A 26,309-nucleotide genomic window follows, 5' to 3' on the forward strand; every position below is an offset into this window, starting at 1 on the left:
GCAAGGACTGGCTGCTGCAGCAGCATAATGTGTGTTCTATTATGAGTCTTCGCCAGAAATCATGACGGAAACACGAGATGCAACCCTTAGCTCGCCCCTGATTCATCCCCGGACCGTTATTCAGGCGGAGCGTATGCGGTAAGCCCAATCCTTTTGTGAAGATTTTGTGTATTGTCAGGCATGCGTGGGTTTCACCGTCGATTTGAATGATGATAGGCTTCTCGATGTCTGCCGTACGAAGACCCCATCAAGGAGATGCCATGAACCTGTATCGCTACGCGATGTTCATCGCACGCGCCTGCCGTGGGTCGTTCGTCGGCAATGTTCTGTTTGCCAATCCACGAATGGCCCTATTCTCGATGCTGGTGTAGCGGGGACACGCCTTATGCCGGGATGTACCGATGGCCCATCCGCAGTCGACGTCGCATGAATCGCTCACCATAGCCATCAACTTACGCAAAGCCGCGAATCGTTTGCCGTATATGAATGCGGAACGGATGGCGGCTTTTCCTTTACGTCCGGACTCATCGGTGTCCTCGCGTCTTGACACAAGCATGGGGCCGGATCGCCACACATGACGTTACCAACAGAAGGAAATGCTGTGACCTCACAGAAAACCGCGGAACTCGGGTCCGCCACCAGTTCCGTAAAGCCTATTGATCCGCACACCCGATTCATCGTCGTGGGTGTGATCGTCGTCGGCTCGTTCATCGCGCTGCTCAACCAGACCGTCATGTCACCGGCCTTGCCGGCACTGATGCATGATTTCAATATCACCACCGGCACCGTGCAGTGGGTGACCAGCGTCTACATGCTGGTCTCGGGCATCATGGTGCCGATTTCAGGCTATCTGATTGATAAATTCTCCACCCGAAAGCTCTTCGCCGGAGCTCTTGCCGCTTTCATGGTCGGCACACTGCTGTGTGCCGTCGCGCCGAATTTCATGCTGTTGCTCGTCGGACGCATACTGCAATCCGTCGGCTCCGGCGTGCTGTTGCCATTGGTCGCCGTAGTGCCGATGCTCGTCTATCCGCCGGATAAGCGCGGCACCGCCATGGGCATGGCCGGTATCGTCATGGCCGCTGGCCCGGCTATCGGCCCGGTTGTCGGTGGTCTGGTGATTGACAGTTTCGGATGGCGCCCGATGTTCATTGGCATCGCAGTCGTGGCACTGGTCATCCTTGTCGGAGGCACGATGATGCTCAAGAACGTCAGCGAGTTGAAGAACCCAAAGCTCAACATCCTGTCCGTGATCCTTTCGACCATCGCGTTCGGTGGCCTGCTCTATGGCTTCTCGTCCGCTTCCACGATGGGATGGGCCAGTCCGGTCGTCATTACCTCAATCGTCGTTGGTCTTGTGGCCTTCGTCGCATTCGTATACAAGCAAGTCAAGCTCGATGAGCCATTGTTGCGCGTTGACACCCTTGCCACCCGCAACTTCCGCAACTCCGCGATTCTGGTCACTCTGATCAACGCCGCAGTCGCCGCAACCAACGTGACGTTGCCTATCTTCATCCAGAATGTGCTCGGCCAATCCGCCACCGTCACCGGCATGGTCATGCTGCCCGCCGCGGCGGTCGGCATCATCCTGAGTCCGGTCGCCGGTGCCGCATTCGACAAATTCGGCCCGCGCGGCGTGGGTCTCGGCGGCCTTGCGCTCATGACCATCTCTCTTGGTCTTCTCGGCACCATCAACACCAGGACATCAGTGCTGTTTGTCGCCGTGTTCTGCGCATTGCAGGCATCCGGTCAGGCTATCGCCAACATGCCGATCAACACTTGGGGCGTCAACGCTTTGCCGAACGACATGATCGCCCATGGCAACGCCATCGCCAACACCGGCCGCCAGATCGCGGCAGCCATTGCGACCTCGCTTCTGGTCACCGCAGAAACATCCGTGACCGCCTCGCACATGTCCCAGGGTGTGAAGTCCGCCACGGCCAGCGGCATCGCGTTCTCCTACCTGCTGTGCGCCGCCATCTCGCTGGTCGCCCTGATCATCTGCATCTTCACCGTCACCAGCCGTGCCAAGGAGAAGGCCGCACGCAACGCCAAGGCCTACGAGGCGCAAGCCTCCGCCGAAGTCGCGGCCGAAACCACTGAAGGTCAGCCCGCCGAGCATCACTACGCCGGCGCATACGTGGCCCCCGCCGCCTCCCTATTCAAGCAGGCCCAGGAACAGTCCATCGGCGGGATCATGGACGATCAGCCCTACAGCTGCCTGGACAGCGATGACATCACGCATGTGGTGCGCGAGTTCATCCGCCTCAACGTCTCCAGCCTTCCCGTGGTGAACGGCGATGGCAGGCTCGTCGGCTTCGTCAGCGACGGCGATGTCCTGAAATCGATTGCCACCTATGAATCCCGTACGGTTTCCACCGGCACCGGTTCGACGATGGTGGTGTTCGACGACGAAACCGTGGCCTCCAAGGTGCAGGCGCTCTCCGGCAAGAAGGTGATGGACATCGCCACGCGTAAGGTCGTTGCCGCCACGCCCGACCAGCATGTTGGAGAGGTGGCCCGAATCCTCGCCAAGAAGCAGTTCAAGAAACTGCCGGTGGTGGATGGTGATGGCAGACTCGTCGGTGTGATCCGCCGTAAGTCCGTGATGGAACATGCCTTCGACGCGCTGTTCCCAAAGGATGATCGGTGATTAGGCGCCATCATCGCTGAATAGAATGAATGGACCATGAGGCTTCCCTTCTCGCGGGGGAAGCCTCATTGCTTTGTCCGCGGAGTCTTACGGCACCTGCGCAACGTGGTGCTCGGTGATACCTTGGTGTGCTTCGTGGCCGTGGCGCCGATGGACCTACACTGTTGCTCATGACCCGCGAATATGAGGGCATCGATTTGAATCTCGGATTCATCAACCTGACCACCGCCTCCGATAAGCTCGCCGCCAACGAGCTGGGGTGGAGTGTCGGTATGCTGCTCAGCGGCGCGTAACGCGGCCTGATGGCGATTAAGCCGAACTACCAAATTTGTGCGTACGACTCGTAGGACGTGTAGTCCGGCAAGTCGTTGCGTCTCGAGCAGCAGTACTTCTTCGTGTCCGCCTCCCTGCACGACGCCATCCGCGTCTTCTACCCGGGCCAGGACAAGCCGGACCTGACGACCTTCCCGGACAAGATCGTCTTCCAGCTCAACGACACCCATCCGGTGATCGGCATCCCCGAGCTCATGCGCATCCTCATCGATGAGTACGGCTACGACTGGGATACCGCGTGGTCCATCACCACCAAGACCTTCAACTACACCTGCCACACCCTGCTGCCGGAGGCCCTTGAGGTCTGGCCGGCCAGCCTGATCGGCGAGCTGTTGCCGCGTCACCTCGAGATTATCGAGAAGATCAACGCGCAGTTCGAGGCCGAGCTCAAGGCCAAGGGCGTTGCCGCCGACACCATCAAGGACATGGCCATCTACACTGGCGACGCCGTGCGCATGGCTTACCTGGCCACCTACGGTGGCTCCCACGTCAACGGCGTGGCTGAGCTGCACTCCCAGCTGTTGAAGGACGTTACCCTGAAGAACTTCTCCGACGTCTACCCGGACAAGTTCACCAACGTGACCAACGGCGTGACCCCGCGTCGCTTCGTCAAGCTCGCCAACCCGCGCCTGTCCGACCTCATCACCGAGGGCCTGGGCACCGACAAGTGGGTGAGCGACCTCGAACTGCTCAAAGGCCTCGAACCGCTTGCCGCCGATGACGAATTCGTCAAGAAGTTCGCCGCCGTCAAGAAGGCCAACAAGCACGCATTCGTGGGCTTCGCCAAGGACCACTACGGCATCGATATCGACGAGAACACCCTGTTCAACACCATGGTCAAGCGTCTGCACGAGTACAAGCGCCAGTCTCTGAAGATTCTCGCCGTAATCTCCACCTACGCCGACATCAAGTCCGGTAAGGTCAAGGCCGAGGACATCACTCCGCGCACCGTGTTCTTCGGTGCCAAGGCCGCTCCGGGCTACTACCTGGCCAAGATGACCATCGAGCTGATCAACAACGTTTCCCGCGTGATCAGCAGCGATTCGGCCGTCAAGGGCAAGCTCGCCGTCCACATGCTGCCGAACTACAACGTCGAGATGGCCCAGAACCTCATCCCGGCCACCGAGCTTGACGAGCAGATCTCCCAGGCCGGCAAGGAAGCCTCCGGCACCGGCAACATGAAGTTCGCTCTCAACGGCGCCCTGACCGTGGGTACGCTGGACGGCGCTAACGTCGAGATCCGTGAGCGCGTCGGCGCCGACAACTTCTTCCTCTTCGGCATGACCGTCGACGAGGTGGAAGCCCAGTACGCCAACGGCTACGATCCGGCCAAGTACTACGAGGCCGATCCGCGCCTGAAGCAGGCCATCGATCTGGTGGCCGACGGCACCTTCTCCAACGGCGACCGCAACGCCTACTCCCCGCTCGTGGCTGACTGGCTGACCAAGGACTGGTTCATGACCTTGGCCGATTTCTCCGCCTACATGGGCATCCAGTCCGAGATCGAGGCCCTCTACGCCGACGAGCTCGAATGGAACCGCAAGGCCGTGCTCAACGTCGCCAACTCCGGATACTTCTCGTCCGATAGGTCGATGGAGGATTATCTCGACCGCATCTGGCACACCGGCCCGCTCGCGTGATGATGGAGCGTTGTTGTCGTTGCGCAGGATTCGACGTATTTGACGGCTGGCGCCGTCCGTCGCGGTAAACCGCTCCCTTCACCTAGGGGAAGCCCACTGGGCTTCGCCTTTGACGGTTCAGCGCCTTCGCCTCTGCGCCTTGACGCCGCGCGCGTAATCGCGCTTGCTCTGCACAAATGATGTTTGTGGAGTAGCTGAGTTGCAACGAAAAAGCCGCACAGGAAAGTGGATTCCGGTGCGGCCTTTTTGTGTATGGGTGGCGTTACTTGATTCGCCGCCCCGCGCACCAGGCGTGTTGGACGGACCAGTCGGCGGGGTCAGTGAGCAGCACGTCGGCGGCGTATCCGGGGGCGAGCAGACCGAGGGGTGCGCCGGTGACCGGATACGGCCGGTCGAATCCGAAGGCCCTCGCCGGGGTCAGCGTGGCTGCCTCGATGGCCTCGACCGGGGACATGCCCAGTTCGAGAACCGCGCGTTGCACGGCGTGCTCGAGGGTCAACGTGGAGCCGGCGATCGCGCCATTGGACTTGAGTCGGGCGTGTCCGTCGACCACGTCCACGTCGAGCGCGCCGAGCTTGTAGGCGCCGTCCGGGCAGTCGGTGGCGGCCATCGCGTCGGTGACGAAGGCGATGCGATGCGGCGCGAAACCAAGGCCGAGCCGCAGCATCGGATCCTGCACATGGAAGCCGTCGCAGATCAGCTCGATGGTGACGCGCGGATCCTCGACCGCCGCCGGAATCGGACCGGGCTTGCGATGGTGCAGACCGTTCATCGCGTTGAACATATGCGTCATCAGGCCGGCGCCTTCGTCAAAGGCGCGGCGGGCGGTCTCGTAGTCGGCATCGCAATGGCCGACCGCGGGCACGGTACCGGCGGTCGCGAAGCTGCGGATGGCCTGGAGCCCGTGCGGCAGCTCCGGGGCGATCGTGATCTGGCGTAGGCAGCCGTCGGCGGCCTCGAGCATCCGGTCCACGATCTCGGGCACCGGGTCCTTGAGGCATTCCGGATCGTGCGCACCCTTGCGCGACAACGCGAGGAACGGCCCCTCCAGATGCGCGCCGAGGATATCGGGGCGTTGATCCATCTTGGCTCGCACATTACGCAGATTCTCGCACTGCACGTCGATCGGATTCGTGATCAGCGAACACACCTGACGGGTCGTGCCATGCATCGCATGCCCGGCGCGCGCCACATCGATGCCATCCGGGCCGTCGTCAAAGCTTTTCTCCCACGCGCCGTGCGAATGGATGTCCACGTATCCGGGGGTCATGATCTTGCCCGAGGCATCGATGACCGCATCCGTTCCGATGCCATTCGCACGGCAGGCGGCCTCGAAATCGTCATCCGACGTGCCTCGCGCCGCGATCGCGCCATTGGCGTCGGCCACGATCCAAGCATGTTCCTCGATGCCGCGGGCGTCGACTTTGCGCGCGTCCCGAATCGCGAAGGCCGACGGCGCGCCCTCCATCGAGTCCGTCACCTGCGCGACGATCTGTTGTCTGTCCATATCTCAAGCTCTTTTCAAATCGTATCCGTCATGGGATTTGGTCCACTAGCGTGCAGTCAGCGGACCAAATCCCACATCCCCAAGCGTATGGACTCAGATGCCCTGCCAGGACGGCTTGTGCGCGAAGGCGTACTTGTAGTAGCCCTTGTGGCGAAGACGGCTGGCGGCCGCCTCATCGACGATGATCGTGGCGTGCGGGTGCAGCTGCAGCGCCGACGCCGGGCAGAACGCGGAGACGCCGCCCTCGACGGTTTCGGCGATCGCCTCGGCCTTGCCCGCGCCGAAAGCGAGCAGCACCAGATGGCGGGCCTTGAGGATCGTGCCGATGCCCTGGGTGATGCAGTGCATCGGGACTTGGTTCACATCGTCGTTGAAGAAACGTGCGTTGTCGATGCGGGTCCGCTCGGCCAGCGTCTTGACGCGCGTGCCGGAGGCCAACGAGGAACCGGGCTCGTTGAAGCCGATGTGCCCGTCGGTGCCGATGCCGAGGATCTGCACGTCGACGCCGCCGGCCTCGGCGATCGCCTGGTCATACGCAGCGCCGGCGCCGGAGACCTTCTCGCCGTCGGTCAGGGGAGCACCCTCCAGAACGTCGCCGGGCACATGCACCTTCGCCGGGTCGAGGCCGAGCGGCTCGACCACGGTGCGGTGGATCGTCGAATGATACGATTCCGGATGCGTCAGTGGCAGTCCCAGATACTCGTCGAGCGCAAAGCCGCGCACCTGGCTCACGTCGTTCGATTCCTTCTTGACAAGAGCGGCGAGCGCCTGATAGGCGGCCAGCGGGCTCGAGCCGGTGGCCAGGCCGAGCACCGCGTCCGGCTTGGCCTTGATCAGATCGGCCACGGAGCGCGCGTAGATCTCACCCGCCTCGGCCTCGTCCTTGACGATGATGACTTCCGCCATGGTTTCCTTCTTTCGTTGATATGGGGTTGGATATGGGGTTGGTGGATGGGTTATGGAGCGATGGGTGTGGGAATGACGGCGCGCGTCAGATGGCGCCCCTGCCGGCCAGCGCCGCGCCGATCGCGCCGACGGGCTGGTCCGGGTCGGTCAGGGACAGGCGGTCGGGCAGACGCAGCGAAGCGACGAAGCGGCTTGTCTCTTCGCGCCGACGCAGCTCGGTCGTGATGCAGTCGAGCAGCGGGCGGCCGGTTTTCGCCATGCCGCCGCCGATAATGATGCTGCGCGGGTCGATGGCCGTGGCCGCGATGTCGATGGCGTCGGCGATCGCGCTGACGATGGTATCGAGTGTTTCGGCGGCCTGCGCGTGGTCCGGCGCGGCTGGATTGCCGGCCTTGGCGATGATCGCCGGCATCGGCGGGTCGTCCTGCGGCCACAGGCGCGTCGCCGCGCCGCCGCTGGCCGCAGTTTCGAGGCAGCCGCGCTGTCCGCAGGCGCAGGGCCAGCGGTGCGGTTCGACCGGGACATGCCCGATTTCGCCGACATTGTTGCTGTATCCGTGGTCCAGTTCGCCGCCGCGGATCACCCCGGCCGCCAGTCCGGTGCCGAGGTTGAGGAAGACGACGGTGCCCTTGTCGCCGGCGCCGTCGGTCGGCGGCAGCATGGCCGCGGCGCCGAGGGCAGCCGCGTTTACGTCGTTCTCGACACGGGTGGGCACGCCGGTGCGCCGGGCGACCTCGCCGCCGAGCTCGACGCGCACGATGTCGAGGTTGGCGATGTTCTCGACCGCGCCGGTCGCCGCGTCGACCATGCCCGGGGTGCCGATGCCGATCGTTGCGATGCCCGCGGCGGCCGGGGCGTCCTTGGTCAAGGCTCCGACGACGGAGACGACGTCGTCGACGAGCTGTTCGGCGCCCGGCCGCGCCGGTATCGACCGCTCGGCCAGCAATTTGGGCCGCGCGTCGCCGTCCGCCGCCTCGGCGAGCAGCACGCCGGCGATTTTGGTGCCGCCGACGTCGATGCCGATGCGCAGCGTGTCTCCGCCTGCCTGGATTGCGCTCATATGGTCCTCCTTCGATTGCAAAAGTGTGTTTTGTGGAATATGCGGTGCGTGAGGGTCACGGATGGTCCTCCTCTTTCGCCGGTCCCGCGTCGCTTTCGCGTATCGTCGGAACGCATGTGCGGATGACGACCACGGCCTGTCCCCGTAGCACAAGGTCCTCCCCCTGCTGGCATCGATACAATCGGGGTGCCGTGCGATTGCCGAAGGAGATGCTTGCGGACAGCTCCTCGTTCATCGATCCAAGGAATGCTTCGCTGACGATTTCCGGAGGACCGTAGACCGCTATGTTGTCGAGGTCCAGCAGCCCGGCGGGGATTGCCAGCACCCGTCCGAGGGTCTGACCGGCTTCGGAGAGGATCTGCGTGCGCCGTTGTGGGTTCTCGGCGATCATGGCATGCAGCCGCGAGGAGGAGAGGAAGGTCTCCAGGCATCCCGGACGTCCACAGGCGCAGACCGGTCCGGTGGGATCGATGGTGATGTGCCCGATTTCGCCGGCGGTGAAGGCCTGCCCGTCCACGACCTCGTCGTTGACGCAGAGCGCCGCGCCGACACCCTGTCCAATGCGCACCAGCAGCGAGTTGGGGGAGCCCTCGCCGAAGAATCGTTCGGCGATCAGCGCCATCCGCGTCGAGTTGTTGACCGACACGGGCAGTCCCAGCGCTTCCTCGAGACGTGCGCGCAGCGGCAGATGGGACCAACCCAGGTGCACGGCGTTGAGCACCGTGCCCTCCGAGTCCACGATGCCGGGCAAGGCGACTCCCACGCCGAGCGTGGGCAGGTCGGATATGGAGCGGAGACGCCCGATCAAGGCGATGACGTCGTCGATCGTGATGGCACCGGTGGTTTCGACGGTGCTTTCGACGCGTTGGACGATGCGCCCGCATAGATCCACCAGCGCGCCTCTGATGACGAAAGACTGCGTCAGATCGATGGCGATGACACGCCAGTATGCCGTGTCGATGGCGAGGACTGTCGAACGTTTGCCGCGGCCAGTGCGATTGTCGATGCCGGTCTCTCGGATGATGCGGTGGTCGGTCATTTCCTCGGTGACTTTGCTGATGGCCATCCGTGACAGTCCGATGTGCCGTCTGAGTTCGACGCGGGACATATGCGTGGCGGGGAACAGCAGGTTGAAGACGGCCATCGTGTTATTGGCGCGGATATCCGACGGCACCGTTTTTGTGGCGATGTTGGTCAAAGGAGCCTCGCTTATGGGTCGTTCCGATGCGAAATGCAGCATGAAAAGCTCCCGTCAGCGCTTGAAGAGGCGCTTTTCGATGATGCCAATACCTATTGTGTCATCTTTGCGGGCGGGCATGCGGCGTGAACTCCTTTTTCGAGTCTTGTGCGCGGCTAATCGGCTCGTTGATAGGCTTCAATTGATAAATATAGCATGGTGAAATTAATTAGTCAAGATGGTTGCCTAAATATGTCGGGATGGATACAATTGAGAAATTTCAATATTTGCAACGATTTTGTGATGTTGCCTTGCGGTATGAAATGAGGATGACGGGGAAAGTGGCATTTATTAGATAGGTTACATACTATAATTGTCCGCATGAGCGACACCTTTGTTATTCGTGAGTTCAATGGCGACGATTCCCGACTGGAGATCAGCGATTACGGGGCTCAGGTGCTGTCGTGGGCGCCGGTGGGACAACCCTCTGTGATATGGCGTCCGTCGGCCTTGGTGCTGGAGGCTGGCGTGCCAATCCGGGGAGGCGTGCCGGTGGTCACGCCTTGGTTCGGGGCGGGATATGCCGGCGGGCATGCGCTTGGTTTGAGTCCCAAGCATGGTTCGGCGCGGCTGAGTTTCTGGCATTGCGAGGATCCATCCGATTCGTCGGATGGCCGTGTGCGATATCGGCTCGACCTGCCCGCCGATGCGGCGGACCCCAGTGGGCAGCCGTTGCGTGCGGTATATGAGGTCGGGGCTGGCGGGAGCCTGCGAATGACGCTGACCGTCGCCAATGTGGGCGAGGCGTCAGCGAGCGTGGAGATGGCGCTGCACACCTATCTGCGAGTCGGTGATGTGCGCCGTACGCGGGTGCGCGGACTTTCGGGCGTCGGATATTGGGATGCCGCGGCCGGTGGCGTCGATCGTGTGCAGCAGGAAGAGGACATCGCCTTCGCGGGCGAGGTGGATCGTGTCTATGGGGTCGCCCGTCCGCTCGAGGTGCATGATCCCGTCCTCAACCGCGTCATCCATGTGCGTTCGGATGGTGCGGAACAGACTGTGGTGTGGAATCCCGGGGAGCGGATCGGTGATGCGATCACCGACATGGCGCCCGGCGAATGGTCCTCCTTCGTCTGTGTGGAGGCAGCGCTCTGCCGCGGGCATGCGGTCGAGTTGGCCCCCGGGGAGTCCTGTACGTTGGGTCAGACGCTGTCGTTGTGAGACTGCGCCTGGCCCGGGCCGACGAAGTTGTTGGTCCGGGCCAGGCGCAGCCCTTTAAATGACGCATGTGTCATATATGTATAAAAATTATTTCTTCACCGTGAACCATTGATATTTCAGTAATCTTTGAGTCTTTTGCGTGCGTTATTCCTAAATATGTCAACAAGGTTGACGAAATGATGTATACTGAATCACGCCAGCTATCACTAGCGGCATTCAGTATCGAGATTCAAAGGAGAAAAGGATACTTTCATGGTTGAATCACAGGTGGTTCTGACGCCACGGGCCCGAAAGGCCGAACGATATGCCACGACCCTTGCGCTCATCGTCACACTGGGCCCGCTGTTCTACGGATTCGAGGGCATGGTGCTCAATGGCGCCATCAGCGCTGTCGGCAGCGAATTCCAGCTTGGTTCCTTCGCCAAGGGCGTTGCAGGCGCCGCGGGCATCATCGGCGGTCTCATCGGCTCGTTGATCGCCGGCCGTCTCTCCGACTACATTGGCAGACGCGGTGTGTTGCTGCTGGTCGGTCCTTTCCTCATGTTCGAGGCCATCTTCGGCGCGTTATGCCCCTATCTGGGCGGATACCCGTTCCTGCTGTTCTGCCGCATCGTCGGTGGCATGGGCTTCGGCGCTGCGACGACCGTCGCCCCGGGATACGTCGCCGAGATCTCCCCGGCGCGCATCCGCGGACGCCTGATCTCCTTCCGCCAGCTCGCTATCATCCTCGGCCTGCTCTTCGCGGCGGTCGTCAATCTGGTGATGACCAATCTCGCCGGCGATTCTTCCGCCGAGGTGTTTCTCGGCATCAAGGCGTGGCAGTGCATGTTCCTGTGCCTGATCGTGCCGGCCCTGGTCTACATGATCCTCATGCCGTTCATCCCCGAGTCTCCGCGCTATCTGGTCTCCAAGGGCAGGAACGAGCAGGCCTCCAAGGTGCTTGAGCGTCTGTCCGGCACCGACGATGTCACCGCGCAGGTCGAGTCCATCCAGCGCTCGCTCGGCGGCGTCAACGAGGCCCTTGGCATCTTCGCCGTACTGCGTTCGAAGTGGCGTGGCCTCGTCTGCGTGGGCATGGCGCTCGCCGCCTTCCAGCAGCTGACCGGCACCAACGGCATCTTCTTCTACTCCAACACCCTGTTCGAAGCGGTCGGCGTCCCTGAGTCCGCGGCCTTCCAGCAGACACTGATCCTGACCGTCTTCAAGATCATCGGTGTGACCGCGGGCATCCTGCTGGTCGACCGCGTCGGCCGCAAGCGCATGCTGATGTACGGCGGCACGCTGATCTTCATCTCGCTGGCCGTGGTCGCCACCGTTTTCACCGTCGCTCCGAGCGGTCCCAATGGCCCCGACATCAGCCACAGCCCCGTGCTCGGCTTCCTCGCCGTCGCTGCCCTGTGCTGCTTCCTGCTCGGCTTCACCTCCTCCTGGGGTCCGATCTTCTCGGTGATGATGGGCGAGATGTTCCCGAACCAGATCCGCGGCAGCGCCATGTCCCTGGCCTCTGGCGCCGACTTCTTCGTCAACTTCCTTGTCGTGCTGCTCTTCCCCTACGTCGTCGAATGGTCGCCGGCCGTCGCCTACTGGGCGTTCTTCGTCTTCGGCGTGCTGGCGGTGATCTTCGCCAAGAAGTATCTGCACGAGACCAACGGCAAGTCCCTCGAGGAAATGGGCGACTGAGCCGCTTCCCCTCCGGCGGGCCGGTCCGTCCGGCCCGCCGCGTATCCCCGTGTTCATAACAACACCCGCACCAACCAAAGGAGCTTCTCATGGCAGACAGCCAGACCAAACCGCGCGTCGTCCCGGACAACGTGCGCAACATCATCACCTTCATGACCGACCAGCATCGCATCGACACCCTCGGATGCATGGGCAACACCCATGCGCAGACGCCGAACATCGACTCCCTCGCCGCCGATGGATGCCTGTTCACCAAGGCCTTCACCCCCTCCGCGATCTGCACCCCCGCGCGTTCCTCGATGCTCACCGGCCAGCTGCCGTTCAAGCACCAGACGCTCGCCAACCCGGAGTGGAACATCGCCTATTCCACCGCCATCCCGGAAACCGACTGGACCTACACACAGGCGCTGCGCGACGCCGGATACAACGTCGGCATGGTCGGCAAATACCATTGCGGCACTAATCTGCCCGACAAGTTCGGCTGCGACGATGACACCTTCTGGGGCGCCGAGAACCCGGTGGCCAACGAGGAATACGTCGCCTGGCTCAAGGAGAACGACCTGCCGCCGGTCAAGGCCCACGATATCTGGCGCGGCAAGCTGCCGGGCAACCGTGACGGCCATATCATCGCGGCGCGGCTCGAGCAGCCGGAGGAGGCGACCTTCGAGCGCTTCATCGCCGACCGATCCATTGCACGTCTGCGCCAATACGCCAAGGAATACAAGGAGACAGGCAAGCCGTTCAGCCTGGATGTGCATTTCTTCGGCCCGCATCTGCCCTACTTCCTCCCCGACGAGTGGTTCGACCTCATGGATCCGAAGGATGTCATGCTGCCCAAGAGCTTCGGCGACACGCTCGTCGGCAAGCCGCCGGTCCAGCAGAACTACGCGACCTACTGGTCCACCTCCTCCTTCGACAACGACCAGTGGAGGAAGCTCATCGCCGTCTATTGGGGATATGTGGCCATGATCGACTTTGAGATCGGCCGCATCCTCGACGTGGCGCGCGAATTGGGCCTGATGGATGACACGGCCATGTTCTTCTGCGCCGACCACGGTGAGTTCACTGGCTCGCACCGGCTCAACGACAAGGGCCCGGCCATGTACGACGACATCTATCGCATTCCGTTCATCGCACGCATCCCGGGGCTCACGCACGGCACGAAGTGCAATGATTATGTGCAGCTCATCGACATGACCGCCACCTTCATGGAGATCGCTGGACTTGACCCGGCGCAGGTGGAGGACGGCCGCTCCGTCGTCGATTTGGCGCGCGGCGTCGAGGTCCCGGATTGGCGCAGGAACATCGTATGCGAGTTCCACGGCCTGCATTTCCCGATCCAGCAGCGCATGCTGCGCACCGATGATTACAAGCTGGTCATCAACCACGAGTCGCTGGATGAGCTCTACGATCTCAGGCAGGACCCGAGCGAGATTAACAACGTCTATGCGGCGCCGGCCTATGACAAGGTGCGCCGTGAGATGGCCGCCGAGCTTTACCGCCAGTTGGTCGAGCGCGGCGACAGCTCCTTCGCCAAGTGGATGGCCGCGATGACCGACTTCGACATTCCGCTGGAGAACACCGCGCGCTCCGACTGGGACCAAGTCGCCAAGTAACGCCGTGCTGCGGTCGCCCGACGCAACCGTCGGACGGCCGCCGTCCCATTCCCGTCCGGGACAGATATAGGGACGGAGGAGTAGACATGTATCGACGGAATGCGTTGGATCAAGGAGTTCATATGACAATCGCGACGGCACCACGGACGATACGGGACGATGGCGGGGCCGCCGCCGGGGACGCGATTCCCGCGGGACCGCTCACGCGCCGCCAACTGCCGTTCTCCGTCGTTGCCAAGCCCACCGGCGCGGCATGCAACCTCGACTGCCAGTATTGCTTCTTCCTGTCCAAGGAACTGCTTTACGCCACCAAGCGACAGCAGATGAACGAGGAGACGTTGGCCACATATGTCGCCGAATATCTGGCCGCCAGTCCCGACGGCGAGGTGACTATGCTCTGGCAGGGCGGTGAGCCGACCCTGCGCGGCCTGCCATTCTTCCGCACCCTCGTCAAGCTGTGCGAACGCTATCGCCGTCCCGGGCAGCATGTCGTCCACGCGATGCAGACCAATGGCACGCTGATCGACGAGGAGTGGGCAGAGTTCCTCAAGGCCAACGACGTGCTCGTCGGTGTCTCGATCGACGGTCCCGAGCCATATCACGACGCCTACCGGCTCAACCGCGCCGGCCGCGGCACGCATGCGATGGTGATTCGCGGTTGGAACATCCTGCGTCAGGCCGGCGTGCGTTGCAATGTCCTGTGCACGGTACACCACGCGAACGAGGAGCATGGGCTTGAGGTCTACCGGTATTTCCGCGATGAGCTCGGCGCCGACTTCATGCAGTTCATCCCCATCGTCGAACGCGTCGATCCCTCGCAGCTCGAGCGTGCCGAACACGACGGCTGGCGCGCCACCGGCGGGCAGGGCGTCGGCATGCTGTACCGTCAGGCCGGGGACGCGGTCACCTCGCGCTCCACGCGGCCGGCGCAATACGGGCGGTTCCTTAGCGAGATCTTCGACGAATGGATCTCGCGGGACGTCGGACGGGTGTTCGTGCAGGACTTCGATGCGGCCCTCGGCGCGTTGTTTGGGCAATACGCCGTGTGCGTGCATGCGCCCGAATGCGGGAACAACTTCGCGCTTGAATTCAACGGCGACGTCTACGCCTGCGACCATTGGGTCGAGCCGGATTGGCTCGTCGGCAATGTGCTCAAGGAGGACTTCCACTCGCTGGCGCACAGCGAGATCATGCGCCGCTTCGCCAGGAAAAAGCGCATCGAGCTGACCGATCAGTGCCGCCGATGCCCGTATCTGCGCATGTGCAACGGAGGCTGTCCCAAGGACCGCTTCGTCAAGTCCGTCGACGGACAGGAGGGGCAGAACTACCTTTGCCCCGGCTACACCGAGTTCTACGGGCATATCCACCCCGATATTGTTGGCATGGCGCGGCTGCTGCGGGCGAACCGCGCGCCCGCCGAAATCATGGATTCGCAGGTGCGCCGACAGGTGCGCGCCTCGCGGTGACCGCTTTCCTCGTGTGGGAGCGGGTAAGAGGATGCAAGGAGATCGCGGATGGTTGAGTTGATTGTGGCGCTGGCCGTCGGATTGGGCGTCGGCGTCGTCGTCGGCGCACTGGGCGCCGGAGGCGGCATCCTGTCGGTGCCGGTGCTTGTGTATCTGCTGGGACAGGAGCCCCATGCAGCCTCGGCCGGCTCTCTGGTCATCGTCGGCCTAACCGCGCTGGTCTCGTTGATACCACGTTCGCGCGAAGGGCATGTGCGCTGGCGTGACGGGCTGGTCTTCGGCGTGCTGTCCTCGGTAGGCACTGTGCTCGGATCGCGTCTGTCCGTGCTCGTCGACCCACGGACGTTGATGCTGCTGTTCAGCGTGCTGTTGGTCGCCGTGGGCGTCATGATGCTGCGCAAGGCGTTCCGCGCCCGCCGTGCCGATGGGAGCGGCGCCGCGGGCGCCGAGGGCGCGTCCTCCGGCCGACGTGGGGGGCGCGGTCTGCCTCTGCTGATCGCTTGTGCCACCGCGACCGGCTTCCTCACCGGCTTCTTCGGTGTGGGCGGCGGTTTCGCCGTGGTACCGATGCTGGTGCTGGCACTCGGATTCACGATGCGCGAGGCATCCTCGACATCGCTGTTGGTGATGATCATCGCTTCGGTTGTCGGACTGGTTTCGCGCATCGGCACCAGCATCAGCGTCGACTGGATGGTGGTCGTGGTCTTCGCGCTGGCCTCGATGTGCGGAGGACTGATTGGCGCGCCGGCCTCGCGCCGTGTCAGGGAAAGCACCTTGACGCTGTTGTTCGGCGTGCTCCTGCTGCTGGTCGCCGTCGGCACTCTGGTTTCCACGTTGCTTGGAAACTGATTCGGCAGGCGCGCCGGCATGACAAAACTCCCGAGCCAAACGGCTTGAACCGCACCCCGATTGTTGGACTGAGGAAATTCAGATTCGATGATCGGAGGTGCGGTTCTTTCGTATGCGTGAGGATCGGAGGGAACGTTACGACGACGGGTTCCGGCGCGAGGCATTGGGGCTCATCAAGGCCGGCGTGGGTTACGTATCGCTTGCCCGCCGGCTTGCGATGCCGGCATATACCGCGAAACAATGGACCATGTTGTATAGGTCCGGCGGCGAGGAGTCGTTCATGGGTGCGCAGGGCAGCAGACGATACGACTGGGAGACGAAGGCCGCCGCGGCCCGCGACCATGTCGACAACGGCCTGACGGTGACCGAGGTCATGGCCAAATACGATGTGGCGAGCGTCGCGCCGCTGCAACGCTGGTGCCGCGAGTACCGGGCGGGCGTGTGGCTGTCTATGCCTGCATAGGTCTGGTCGGCGGCGTCATCGGCGGCCTGTTGCTGCTTGAATTGCCCGCGAAGGTCTTTGAGTTCGCGGTGCCGCCGTTGATTCTGTTCAGTGCGCTCATCATCGCGCTCAACCCACGGAGGAAAGCGGCCGCGCGCGACGCCGTGGCGCGGGCGCTGCCGCGATCGTATCAGGCGGAGCATGCCGCGCGGATCGCCGGGGCGACGACGAACGGCGCGTTGTGCGACGATCCGTGGTGGCTGTGGGTCGGCGTGAGCTTCGTCGGTGTCTATTCCGGCTATTTCGGCGCGGCCGCCGGCACGCTCGCCCTGGCGATTCTCGATTTGGGCAAAATCGGCCCGTTCCATCAGATCAACGCGTTGAAAACCGTGGTCGGCTTCGGCGCGAATATCTCCGCCGCAATCATGTTCATCATCCGTGGTTCCGTCTACTGGCCGTTCGCCATCATGATGTGCATTGGCTGCACCATCGGCAGTGCGATCGCGCCTCCCATCACCCGGCGCATTCCGGAGGACGTCATGCGGGCCGCCGCCGTGTTGACCGGCATCATCCTTGCCGTCAGGCTTGGCTGGAGCACGTACCTGTGATGGCCTCGGCCGCTGGGGCATGTCGGACGGACGCGGCGGTGCGACGATTCATGGGCGTGGGCGGGGAAACATGACGATCCCGCCGGATGGAAGACGTGTTCCGTCCGACGGGACCCCCGTTCGATCAGTCGGTGATTGATCAGTTGTGCATGGCTTCGATGTTGTTGCCTTCCGGATCATGCACGAACGCGGCATAGTAGGTCGGACCGTAGTTCGGACGCGGGCCGGGCTGGCCGTTGTCGGTGCCGCCGTTGGCCAGACCCGCCTCGTGGAACGCCTTCACGGCGTCGTCGCCGGCGGCTTCGAACGCCACGTGGACCGGCGCGACGGTATCGCCTTCAGCGGCGGTGGAAACCCACACCGACGAACCGTCTTCCGCCACGAATGCCTGAACGCCCGGGAAAGCGGGGCCCTTGCTGTAGCCCAGCGGCGCCAGGGCGGCCTCGTAGAACGCCTCCTCCTTGTCGAAATCCTTCACCTTGACGGTCACATGGTTGATCATGATCTGTCCTTTCATGCGTTCGGTGCGTTGTGTATCCGAATTCCATGATAGACGGCAAACGATGTGAATCGGAAGGGCGGCGTTCTGGAAGGTCGCGAAGTCCGGGCCGTTGCCGCCCGCGCCGCGATGACCCTACTGCCCGTGGATGCTCGCCCCGAACGGCCAGAGCGCGAGTTTGGACATTTTGAACGACTGGATTCCCAGAGGAATGCCGATGACGGTGACGCACAGGACCAATCCGATTAACACTCAGGAGACCGCGATCGCCAATCCGACCGGAACGATCTATAGAATATTGCCGATGATTCGCATAGCGGGTTCCTCACGCTCGATCGTGTCCCGGAAGATGCCGGATGGTATATCGGACCTCCATTCTATGGTACTGGTGTGAGGTGGAGCGGGGCCGGGACCAGGCCCATGCGTCTTGAGGCGCCGAGTAGACGAGTAGATTGGAGCGACCATGCCCGTGACGTCCGATGGGGTGGACGGTCCTGGCGCGTATGCTGAGGCCATGGCGAACGAGGGGGCCGATGCCGCGTGGGTCCGGCGTGTGGCGTTGCTGCTCATCGGTCAGGCGTTCTCGCTGTTGGGCTCCAGCATCGTGCAGTACGCCATCTGGTGGTGGATCGTATTGCAGACCAGAACCGGTTCGGCGATGCTGCTGGCCACTCTGTTCGGCGTGGTGCCGCAGGCCGTGGTCTCGATTTTCGGCGGCTCATGGGCGGACCGCCATAATCGCAAACTGCTGATCATGCTGCCGGACATGGTGATCGCCGCCGTCACCGTCGTGTTGTCGTTGGGCTTCGCGATGGGGTGGGCCGGACTGGCCACGATCTTCGTGGTGCTGCTCATCCGTTCGGCGGGCGGCGGCATCCAGACGCCGGCCGTACAGTCGTTCATCCCGGACGTCGTGCCCTCCGGCAAACTGCTGCGCGTCAATTCGATATACGGTGTGATCAATTCGGCGAACATGATAGTGGCGCCGGCGGTGGCCGCCGTGCTCATCAACATGGTGCCGTTGTGGTCGATCCTGCTGATCGACGTGACCACGGCGGTCATCGGCGTCGGGTTCGTGGCGTTGATCAAGGTGCCGAAGAGACGCGCGACGGCGGAGCGTGCCGCGCACGCCGCGCCCGAAGGGGAGGGGCGCTCGCCGCTCGTCGGCGTCCGCCGTGTCTTCGCCGACCTCAAGGTGGGATTCGACTACGCGTGGCATCGGCCGAATCTGCGCAACGTGGTGTTGGGCGACGCGCTGACCTGTTTCATCGCCGTGGCCCCGATGAATCTGACCCTGCTGCTCATGACCCGCGAATACGAGGGAATCGATCTGAATCTGGGGTTCATCAACCTGACCACCGCCTCCGACAAGCTCGCGGCCAATGAGCTGGGCTGGAGCATCGGCATGTTGCTTGGCGGCGCGTTCATGTCCACCATCGGGGCCAAGGTCGTGCGCGACAACATGCGTATGGTCGCACTCGGCGTCACCTTGGTCGGCGTGACCGTGGTGGGTCTCGGGGTCGCGCCCAATCTGCTGGCGTACCTGTTCGTCGACGTGGCGAATGGCGTCGCCTCCGCCATCTGCGTGGGTCCGATGCGCACCATCATGCAGACCGAGTCCGATGAGCATGTGGTCGGCCGCGTCTTTGGTCTCGACACCACGCTCAGCACGCTGGGCATGCCGTTGGGCATGCTGGTCTTCGCGCCTCTGGCCGACCTGATCCCGATTTCGCTGGTGTTCGTCATCGGCGGTGTGTTGACCTTGCCCATCGGCGTCTATCTGTTCGGCCAGACGCGCAGGCGTGCCGGAGCGGTGCCGGACCGGGGACGATGATCGCCGGGAAGCCCCCCCCAAAAAAACAGTGTTCATGTGAAATTCACCGCATATTCGCGCTTTTGCCGGTCTGCCATGATTAGCCTTGAACAAGGAACAGCAGAGTAGAAGCAGAAGGTATGCGCGTATTCGATTTTGACGGAACCATCTACGACGGCGAAAGCCTGTTCGACCTGTACCTGTATTCCGCCCGACACGACCCGAAGGTGTTCCGCTTCATCGCACCCGTGCTGCGGTACGCGGTCAAATACAAACTCGGGCGGGCCACGCTTGAGCAGATGGAATACGGCGTGGGCAGGATGGCCGAAGGCTATCTCACGGAGCTGAACCGTTCCCGGCGTGTGGCGAGCGTCGAACAGCTTGTGAACGATTTCTGGGATCGGAACTACCCGCGCATCAAGCCCTGGTACCAGCCCGAACCGAATGACGTGATCCTCACCGCGTCCTTCGACCTGACGGTGGGGGAGGCATGCCGCAGGCTCGGCGTGCGGAACCTCGTGGCCAGCAAGGTCGATATGGAGACGATGAAGGTCACGTATCTCAACTTCAACACCAACAAGGCCAGACGATTCCGCGAGCTGTACGGTCCGGACGCCGTCGTCGACGAGTTCTACACCGACTCGAGGTTCGACCAGCCGATGATCGATATGGCCCGTCGTGCGTTCATGGTCAAAGGGAATACCATAACGCGGGTGAAATAGCGGACGGCGCGGAACAACGAAGCGTCACCGACAACGAAGGAGGAGCACAGATGAGCATGCCGCTCGATCTTTACGTAATCCGACATGGCGAATCCGAAGCGAACGTCATCGTCGAAGCAGGCGAACAAGGCGACAACTCCCTGTACACGCAGGACAACGTCACCGTGCCCGACCGCTCATGGCGGCTCACCGCCACCGGCCGCAAGCAGGCCGACTGCATTGGCCGTTGGCTTGTCAGCCAGCAGCAGCTGTTCGACCGCTACATGGTCTCGCCGTATGTGCGCACCCGCGAGACCGCGGCCACCATGGCCTTGCCCAAAGCCAAGTGGGAGGAGAACCGTGTGCTGCGCGAACGCTCCTGGGGCGAGATCAACACCATCACCAAGGACGAGTTCAAAACCAACTACGCCCGCAACTGGAACTTCAAGAACACCGACCCGTTGTACTGGCGGCCGCCGGCGGGCGAATCCATCGCCGACGTGGCCGAGGACCGCGTGCATAACATCCTGACCTCGTTGAGCCGCAAATCCGACTCGGAGTCCGTGGTCATGGTCACGCACGGCGACTTCATGCTCGCTCTGATGCTCACCATCGAGGATCTGGCCGACGAGGAGTTCCTGCATCGCGCCGATTCGGACGACTGGAAGATCACCAACTGCACGTGCCTGCATTACACGCGCCGAGACCCCGAAACCGGTCGCACGTCCAAGCGTGTGCGTTGGGAGCAGACCGCCCGGCCCGTGCTTGACGAGGCGAGCGGACGTTGGGAGGTCAAGGTGGAGCCGTGGCGCGAATTCAAACGCCCATATCTGTCCAATGGCGATTTGGTGGACGTGGTGCAGGCCGTCGACCCGCACCTGCTGGAGTATTACGGCAAATAGCTTGCGCAAAGTGCGTCTTCGCAAAATCTCTATGAGATACAATGTCGCACAGCGCGGTCGGATGTGTGTATGCCGTGCCTGACGCCGAGAGCGAGGAGAGTAGTAATGTCCAATATCTTCCAGTGGCAATTGCATGGCGACGGCAAGACGTTGCAGCCCGGCGAGGTGGTCGAGCCTGATGAACGTCTGACTTGGACGCGTACCGCCGGCATCGGCGCGCAGCACGTCATCGCCATGTTCGGCGCCACCTTCCTGGTGCCGATTCTCACGGGCTTTGATCCGTCCGCCACCCTGTTCTTCACGGCCATGTCCACCGCACTGTTTTTGCTCATCAACAAGAACGTGCTGCCAAGCTATTTGGGCTCGTCCTTCGGCTTCATCGCCCCGATCACCGCAGTCACCACCGCCAACAAGGGCATCGCGGTCGCCAGCTTCGGCATCATGTGCACCGGTATCCTGCTGGCTTTGGTCGGTGTGCTCGTGCATTACGCCGGTGCCAAGTGGATCGACATCATCATGCCGCCGGTGGTCAACGGTGCGATCGTGGCCATTATCGGCTTCAATCTGGCGCCCTCCGTATGGACCAATTTCAAGGCCGCGCCTGATACCGCAGTCGTGACTTTGCTGGCCGTGCTGCTTATCGCCGTGCTGTTCAAGGGACTGCTTGGTCGACTCAATATTCTGGTTGGCGTGATCATCGGCTACGTTTATGCCTGCTTCCGCGGCCAGGTCGACTTCTCCGCCATTAATGACGCCGCATGGATCGGCTTCCCGAAGTTCCACCTGCCGCAGGCCGACTTCTCCATCCTGCCTATGTTCCTGCCCGTCGTGCTCGTGCTTGTGGCCGAGAATGTCGGCCACGTCAAGTCCGTGGCCCAGATGACCGGCCGTGACTACGACAACCAGATCGGCACCGCCCTGATGGCCGACGGTCTTGGCACCACGCTCGCCGGCTTCGGCGGCGGCTCCGGCACCACTACCTACGGCGAGAACATCGGCGTTATGGCCGCCACCAAGGTCTACTCCACCGCCGCCTACTGGTGCGCTGCCGCCTTCGCCCTGATTCTGAGCCTGTGCCCGAAGTTCGGCGCCGTTATCAACACGATTCCCGCCGGCGTGCTCGGTGGTGTGACCACACTGCTCTACGGCATGATCGGCATGATTGGTATTCGCATCTGGGTGGAGAACAAGGTCAACTTCGACAAGCCGGTCAACATCATGGTGGCCGCTATCACCATGATCATCGCCATCGGCCAGTTCGCGTTCACCATCGGCGGCACGTCCTTCAACGGCATCGCCATCGGTACGATCGTGATTCTCGTGGCCTACCACGGCCTCAAGGCTATCGGCAAGGCCACCGGCACCATCGCCAAGGACGATCCGGACGTGCTGTAGGTGCCCGTTTGACCGTCTTATCTTTATCAGCGACAGAAATTCAGGAAAAGAGTGGCTTCGTCCTGAATTTCTGTCGCTGAGTCATAGTGAGCGACAGAATTTTAGGAAATCACACCCATGCTCCTGAATTTCTGTCACTGAGGGTGTCTCAATGACAGGATTTTAGGATGAGTGGGGTCATTTCCTGATTTCCTGACGCTAAAGAACACATATGACGCGGGCTAAAAAGTGATTCATGAAACGTTGAAAGCAAGATGTGCGAGTAACGTCGTGAAATAGCAAGATCCGTGGTATTCACAAGCAAAGTAGGGGCCTTACGCTAGGTTTGGAAAGCTTGCGTAATTTGCGCAACCTTTGACATGAAAGGCCATTGTGCCCCGTAACGATTTTGATGATTTCGAGGATTCCGCCGATTTCCCGATGAATGACGGCGAGGAATTCAAACCCATTACCTTTGGTGAACTTGGCGTACCCGGACTGTTGGTACGCGTGCTCGCGGCGGACGGGAAAAAGACCGCGTTCCCCATTCAGGCCGATACTTTGCCCGACTCGTTGGCCGGGCGCGACGTTCTCGGCCGAGGCCGTACCGGTTCCGGCAAGACCCTCGCCTTTTCGATTCCTCTGGTCACTCGTCTTGGATCCTATGATTCGCTTGGCCAAACCGCGATGAAGGAATTCCGCGATGAAATTAAGCGTCGCAAGAAGGCAAGTCTTGAGGAGCGCCGCTCCGATGATTTCCTGCCCCATCCGCGCGGACTCGTGCTGGCCCCCACCCGTGAGCTGGCCAACCAGATCAATGACGTGCTGATGCCGTTGGCCCATGCGTTTGGGATGAATACCACCACGATTTACGGCGGTGTCAAGTACATCCATCAGGTGCGTGATTTGAAGGCCGGCGCCGATATCGTGGTCGCCTGCCCGGGCCGTCTTGAGGATTTGCTGCGTCAGAAAGCGCTCACGCTTTCGTCCGTCGAAGTCGTGGTAATCGACGAGGCCGACGAAATGGCCGACATGGGCTTCCTGCCGCCGGTCAAGCGACTGCTTGAGCAGATTTCTCCCAACGCCCAGCATATGCTGTTCTCCGCCACGCTCGATCATGGCGTGGATGAAGTGGTGAACACCTTCCTGCATGATCCCAAGGTGCACGAGGTCGATTCGGCCACCGCCGAACCGGATTTGATGACCCACCATGTGTTTGAAACCACGCGCGGCGACAAGCATGAGCTTGTACGTACGTTGGCCTCCGGTACTGGCCGTCGTATCCTGTTTACCCGCACCAAGTTCCAGGCCAAGAAGCTCGCCAAGAACCTGACTCAGAACGGCATTCCGGCCGCCGAACTGCACGGCAATTTGAGCCAGAACCAGCGCGACCGCAATCTCGCTGCCTTCGACTCCGGTGATGTGCGCGTCATGGTGGCCACCGACGTGGCCGCCCGTGGTATCGACGTCGGCGGCGTGGAGCTTGTGGTGCAGGTCGAGCCGCCGGCCGACCCGAAGTCGTTCGTGCACCGCTCCGGTCGTACCGCCCGCGCCGGCAAGGCCGGCGACGTGGTCACCCTGGTGCTGCCAGAACAGCGTCGTGAAACGCGCCGACTGCTGAATCAGGCCGGTATCAAAACCAAGATGATTGAGGTCACTCACGATTCGCCCGAAGTGCTTGAGCTGGTGGGCGACCGAGCCGAGCGCGTGGACGGCTGGAGTCTCGACAAGTCGCAGCCCGTCGGCAACCCGCGCAAGGGCAAGAACAAGGGCGCCAAAAATATGGCTGGCGATGAGTCTGGCCGCGGCAGCAAGCGTAAGCATAGCCGCAATCGCAACCGTGGCGAGCAGAACGTTGCCGAGACCGAAACTCGCTACGAGAACGTCGGCGGCGAGTCCTACGATGATCAGCCGCAGCACCAGCCCGGCGGCAAAGCTAACAAGAAGGCCATGAAGAAGAACCGCAACCGTGCGGAACGTCGCGCCGGCATGAGCAATCCCGAGGCCGAGCGTCGCGATTATCTGTTCGAGCATGGCGATGAGCGTCGTGGCAATCGACGCGAGGATCGTGCCGACACTCGATATGAAGATCGCCGTGATCGCCGTCGCGGTAAGAAATCTGATGACCGTTATGATGACCGTCGCGGCGATAAGTACTCCAAGAACGGCAAGTCCGATCGGCGAGACAGATTCGATTACGATCGAAGCGATGAGTTCGGCTCGCGTAAGCATGAAGGCAGCAAGCGTATCCACCGCAAGAACGAGAACCGCATCGTGCGTGATGAGCGTTCCGAGGGAGCCAAGCGTCACGAGCGCCGTATGATCGCCAAATACGGCAATACACAAGGCCCGAAGCGTCACCATTCCAAGAAGAACAGCTCGCCATTCCGCTCGTCCGGTACCCGCAACGGACGTCGATGACGTTCCTTGGCTCCCTTCAGGGAGGGGGCCAAGCGCTGGTTAATATTGGTACGCTACGGAGCCGTCGGCGTTGTGGATGGTGAAGGTGGGGGATTGCTCGATGTTGAGGTCCACGGTTAGGGAGTGTTGGGCGTCGGCGCTCACTGAGCGATAGACGAAATGCTTGTTTTCCAGTTCGAGTGCCTCGGTACGCGCGTCAATCAGCCATGGATTGCGGCGGCGCAGCGCGATCAGTGCCTGATGCAACCGGTATATTGGCTCACCCAATGTGGAGAGATTGGAGGGGGAGTCGGGGAACTTCGGGCGAATATCATCGTCGCCACCGAACCGCTCCTGCTTGACGCCCACATAGCCCTGTTCGTCACCGTAATAGATGCTCGGCACGCCGCCAACCGTCAGCAACACCGCCACCGCCAACGCCGCTTTGGCCGAGCCTATCTGCGAGACGATGCGCGTCACATCATGATTGCCGATGAACGTCTGTGGCACGAAGGAATCCAGGAACGCATTATGCCGCTTGAGATTCCAATCCAACTCAAAGAAGTTCTCCGTCTCCAGCGCATGCTGAATCGACTTCCACAGCTCATACTGCGTGACTGAATCCATCGTGGATTCCTCGACGATGCGCGGGTAATCGCCATGAATCACCTCGCCGAAAACCCACGAATCCGGATGCGTGGCCTTGACCTGTGGCAACACTCGCGCCCAGAACACGCTCGGCACCGCATACGCGGCGTCAAGTCGCCAACCGGCAGCCCCACGATCCAGCCAGTAGTTCATCACACGGGCCACATAGTCAACGGTCTTATCGGACGAATGGTCCAGCGCTACCAGATCGTCGTGCCCCTCGAACACATCCAAAGTGGGTTCGCCATTATCGCCGACATGCGTGCGGACCAGACCGTGCCACGGGTTATCGGCCGGATCCAAGCGGCCGGCGGCTTCGTCAAGCGACGCCTGAACGGCAGGATGATTGCGGCTTACATGGTTGAACACGCCATCCAATATCACTTGCAAACCCATATCCCGGCAGGCAGTGATCAGCCGGTCGAATGCAGCATCTCCTCCCAGCCGCACATCGATGTGCATATGGTCAAGCGTGTCATACCCGTGCGTCGCCGATTCGAATATCGGACCGAGCAGCAGACCGGAAGCGCCCAAGTCACGGGCATATTCCAGCCAAGGAATCAGCGCGTCAAGGCCACGGCCATGGAATTCGCGCGGGCCGGCGGGACGGATATCGGCGCCGCAGAATCCCAACGGGTACACGTGCCAGAACATCCCGTACTTCACCCATTCGTGTAGCTCGTGAGCCGAATCTGCGCTTACCGCCACCGTGCACCTCCTGATTGACGCCGCGTCCATTTTCGCACACGCATGACCGAATCCTCGGTAGATGACGAGCGTTGTCGATGCAGGCGCCGAATCGAAGCATACGACT

The 26,309-nt window shown here is 61.9% G+C and carries 18 protein-coding genes and 4 pseudogenes; 15 read left to right on the plus strand and 7 right to left on the minus strand.

Annotation, left to right across the window (positions count from 1 at the left end; genetic code table 11):
- The first annotated feature begins 601 nt into the window (after positions 1-601).
- The 3 genes and pseudogenes from BBBR_RS04065 to glgP form a co-directional block, all read left to right on the plus strand.
- The gene (locus BBBR_RS04065) at positions 602-2,653 is read left to right on the plus strand and encodes an MDR family MFS transporter (protein ID WP_019728045.1); all 2,052 of its coding nucleotides are present in this window, start codon (positions 602-604) and stop codon (positions 2,651-2,653) included.
- A gap of 93 nt (positions 2,654-2,746) precedes the next feature.
- Positions 2,747-2,943: pseudogene (locus tag BBBR_RS10655) on the plus strand (MFS transporter); the annotation flags it as partial.
- Between the two features lie 69 nt (positions 2,944-3,012).
- Positions 3,013-4,626, plus strand: a pseudogene (gene glgP, locus BBBR_RS04070) (glycogen/starch/alpha-glucan family phosphorylase); the annotation flags it as partial.
- 262 nt (positions 4,627-4,888) lie between these two features.
- Here glgP and BBBR_RS04075 read toward each other — a convergent pair.
- From BBBR_RS04075 to BBBR_RS04090, 4 genes are all read right to left on the minus strand, one after another.
- Positions 4,889-6,133, minus strand: a complete 1,245-nt coding sequence (locus BBBR_RS04075; RefSeq protein ID WP_003829137.1) for an N-acetylglucosamine-6-phosphate deacetylase — start codon at positions 6,131-6,133, stop codon at positions 4,889-4,891.
- Between the two features lie 93 nt (positions 6,134-6,226).
- A complete protein-coding gene (gene nagB / locus BBBR_RS04080) occupies positions 6,227-7,039 on the minus strand; it encodes a glucosamine-6-phosphate deaminase (protein WP_003829139.1) in 813 nt (270 codons plus the stop codon).
- Between the two features lie 85 nt (positions 7,040-7,124).
- Entirely contained in the window at positions 7,125-8,099 is a 975-nt protein-coding gene (locus BBBR_RS04085; protein ID WP_003829141.1) for an ROK family protein, read from the minus strand.
- 55 nt (positions 8,100-8,154) lie between these two features.
- Entirely contained in the window at positions 8,155-9,339 is a 1,185-nt protein-coding gene (locus tag BBBR_RS04090) for an ROK family protein (RefSeq protein ID WP_003829142.1), read from the minus strand.
- A gap of 318 nt (positions 9,340-9,657) precedes the next feature.
- On the opposite strand from BBBR_RS04090, the gene BBBR_RS04095 reads away from it, so the two are divergent.
- From BBBR_RS04095 to BBBR_RS04125, 7 genes and pseudogenes are all read left to right on the plus strand, one after another.
- Complete coding sequence (locus BBBR_RS04095; RefSeq protein WP_003829144.1) at positions 9,658-10,497, plus strand: D-hexose-6-phosphate mutarotase; 840 nt, start codon at positions 9,658-9,660, stop codon at positions 10,495-10,497.
- A 252-nt stretch (positions 10,498-10,749) separates the two neighbouring features.
- Entirely contained in the window at positions 10,750-12,177 is a 1,428-nt protein-coding gene (locus BBBR_RS04100; protein WP_003829146.1) for a sugar porter family MFS transporter, read from the plus strand.
- A gap of 89 nt (positions 12,178-12,266) precedes the next feature.
- On the plus strand, positions 12,267-13,793 hold the full coding sequence (locus tag BBBR_RS04105) for a sulfatase-like hydrolase/transferase (protein ID WP_003829148.1): 1,527 nt from the start codon (positions 12,267-12,269) through the stop codon (positions 13,791-13,793).
- A 122-nt stretch (positions 13,794-13,915) separates the two neighbouring features.
- Positions 13,916-15,259, plus strand: coding sequence for an anaerobic sulfatase maturase (locus BBBR_RS04110; RefSeq protein WP_003829150.1), 1,344 nt, complete (start codon positions 13,916-13,918; stop codon positions 15,257-15,259).
- A gap of 48 nt (positions 15,260-15,307) precedes the next feature.
- Positions 15,308-16,108, plus strand: coding sequence for a sulfite exporter TauE/SafE family protein (locus BBBR_RS04115; RefSeq protein ID WP_003829152.1), 801 nt, complete (start codon positions 15,308-15,310; stop codon positions 16,106-16,108).
- A 97-nt stretch (positions 16,109-16,205) separates the two neighbouring features.
- Positions 16,206-16,571 carry a transposase gene (locus tag BBBR_RS04120; protein WP_225851426.1) on the plus strand — a complete coding sequence of 122 codons (366 nt, stop codon included), beginning with the start codon at positions 16,206-16,208 and terminating at the stop codon, positions 16,569-16,571.
- Positions 16,541-17,158, plus strand: a pseudogene (locus tag BBBR_RS04125) (sulfite exporter TauE/SafE family protein); the annotation flags it as partial. The gene BBBR_RS04120 and the pseudogene BBBR_RS04125, both read left to right, overlap by 31 nt.
- A gap of 139 nt (positions 17,159-17,297) precedes the next feature.
- Here the strand turns inward: BBBR_RS04125 and BBBR_RS04130 are convergent.
- Positions 17,298-17,660: a VOC family protein gene (locus tag BBBR_RS04130; protein WP_015438725.1), complete on the minus strand. Its 363-nt coding sequence runs from the start codon at positions 17,658-17,660 to the stop codon at positions 17,298-17,300.
- 132 nt (positions 17,661-17,792) lie between these two features.
- Positions 17,793-17,900: pseudogene (locus BBBR_RS11360) on the minus strand (YccF domain-containing protein); the annotation flags it as partial.
- A gap of 220 nt (positions 17,901-18,120) precedes the next feature.
- On the opposite strand from BBBR_RS11360, the gene BBBR_RS04140 reads away from it, so the two are divergent.
- From BBBR_RS04140 to BBBR_RS04160, 5 genes are all read left to right on the plus strand, one after another.
- Positions 18,121-19,491 carry an MFS transporter gene (locus BBBR_RS04140; protein ID WP_003829157.1) on the plus strand — a complete coding sequence of 457 codons (1,371 nt, stop codon included), beginning with the start codon at positions 18,121-18,123 and terminating at the stop codon, positions 19,489-19,491.
- A gap of 119 nt (positions 19,492-19,610) precedes the next feature.
- Positions 19,611-20,192, plus strand: coding sequence for a haloacid dehalogenase-like hydrolase (locus tag BBBR_RS04145; RefSeq protein WP_003829159.1), 582 nt, complete (start codon positions 19,611-19,613; stop codon positions 20,190-20,192).
- Positions 20,193-20,242: 50 nt separating this feature from the next.
- On the plus strand, positions 20,243-21,073 hold the full coding sequence (locus tag BBBR_RS04150; protein WP_003829161.1) for a histidine phosphatase family protein: 831 nt from the start codon (positions 20,243-20,245) through the stop codon (positions 21,071-21,073).
- Positions 21,074-21,178: 105 nt separating this feature from the next.
- Positions 21,179-22,468, plus strand: a complete 1,290-nt coding sequence (locus tag BBBR_RS04155) for a uracil-xanthine permease family protein (RefSeq protein ID WP_003829163.1) — start codon at positions 21,179-21,181, stop codon at positions 22,466-22,468.
- Positions 22,469-22,840: 372 nt separating this feature from the next.
- Positions 22,841-24,868, plus strand: a complete 2,028-nt coding sequence (locus BBBR_RS04160; RefSeq protein ID WP_003829166.1) for a DEAD/DEAH box helicase — start codon at positions 22,841-22,843, stop codon at positions 24,866-24,868.
- Between the two features lie 39 nt (positions 24,869-24,907).
- Here BBBR_RS04160 and BBBR_RS04165 read toward each other — a convergent pair whose 3' ends face one another.
- Complete coding sequence (locus BBBR_RS04165; protein WP_032738176.1) at positions 24,908-26,203, minus strand: alpha-amylase family protein; 1,296 nt, start codon at positions 26,201-26,203, stop codon at positions 24,908-24,910.
- Between the last annotated feature and the right edge of the window lie 106 nt (positions 26,204-26,309).

This window comes from Bifidobacterium breve DSM 20213 = JCM 1192 (assembly GCF_001025175.1).
In the GTDB taxonomy this organism is placed as follows: domain Bacteria; phylum Actinomycetota; class Actinomycetes; order Actinomycetales; family Bifidobacteriaceae; genus Bifidobacterium; species Bifidobacterium breve.

Excerpts from the sequence above, each read along its gene's own strand:
- BBBR_RS04075 (WP_003829137.1), bottom strand. The coding sequence starts at position 6,133 with ATGGACAGACAACAGATCGTCGCGCAGGTGACGGACTCGATGGAGGGC.
- nagB (WP_003829139.1), bottom strand. The coding sequence starts at position 7,039 with ATGGCGGAAGTCATCATCGTCAAGGACGAGGCCGAGGCGGGTGAGATC.
- BBBR_RS04085 (WP_003829141.1), bottom strand. The coding sequence starts at position 8,099 with ATGAGCGCAATCCAGGCAGGCGGAGACACGCTGCGCATCGGCATCGAC.
- BBBR_RS04090 (WP_003829142.1), bottom strand. The coding sequence starts at position 9,339 with ATGCTGCATTTCGCATCGGAACGACCCATAAGCGAGGCTCCTTTGACC.
- BBBR_RS04095 (WP_003829144.1), top strand. The coding sequence starts at position 9,658 with ATGAGCGACACCTTTGTTATTCGTGAGTTCAATGGCGACGATTCCCGA.
- BBBR_RS04100 (WP_003829146.1), top strand. The coding sequence starts at position 10,750 with ATGGTTGAATCACAGGTGGTTCTGACGCCACGGGCCCGAAAGGCCGAA.
- BBBR_RS04105 (WP_003829148.1), top strand. The coding sequence starts at position 12,267 with ATGGCAGACAGCCAGACCAAACCGCGCGTCGTCCCGGACAACGTGCGC.
- BBBR_RS04110 (WP_003829150.1), top strand. The coding sequence starts at position 13,916 with ATGACAATCGCGACGGCACCACGGACGATACGGGACGATGGCGGGGCC.
- BBBR_RS04115 (WP_003829152.1), top strand. The coding sequence starts at position 15,308 with ATGGTTGAGTTGATTGTGGCGCTGGCCGTCGGATTGGGCGTCGGCGTC.
- BBBR_RS04130 (WP_015438725.1), bottom strand. The coding sequence starts at position 17,660 with ATGATCAACCATGTGACCGTCAAGGTGAAGGATTTCGACAAGGAGGAG.
- BBBR_RS04140 (WP_003829157.1), top strand. The coding sequence starts at position 18,121 with ATGCCCGTGACGTCCGATGGGGTGGACGGTCCTGGCGCGTATGCTGAG.
- BBBR_RS04145 (WP_003829159.1), top strand. The coding sequence starts at position 19,611 with ATGCGCGTATTCGATTTTGACGGAACCATCTACGACGGCGAAAGCCTG.
- BBBR_RS04150 (WP_003829161.1), top strand. The coding sequence starts at position 20,243 with ATGAGCATGCCGCTCGATCTTTACGTAATCCGACATGGCGAATCCGAA.
- BBBR_RS04155 (WP_003829163.1), top strand. The coding sequence starts at position 21,179 with ATGTCCAATATCTTCCAGTGGCAATTGCATGGCGACGGCAAGACGTTG.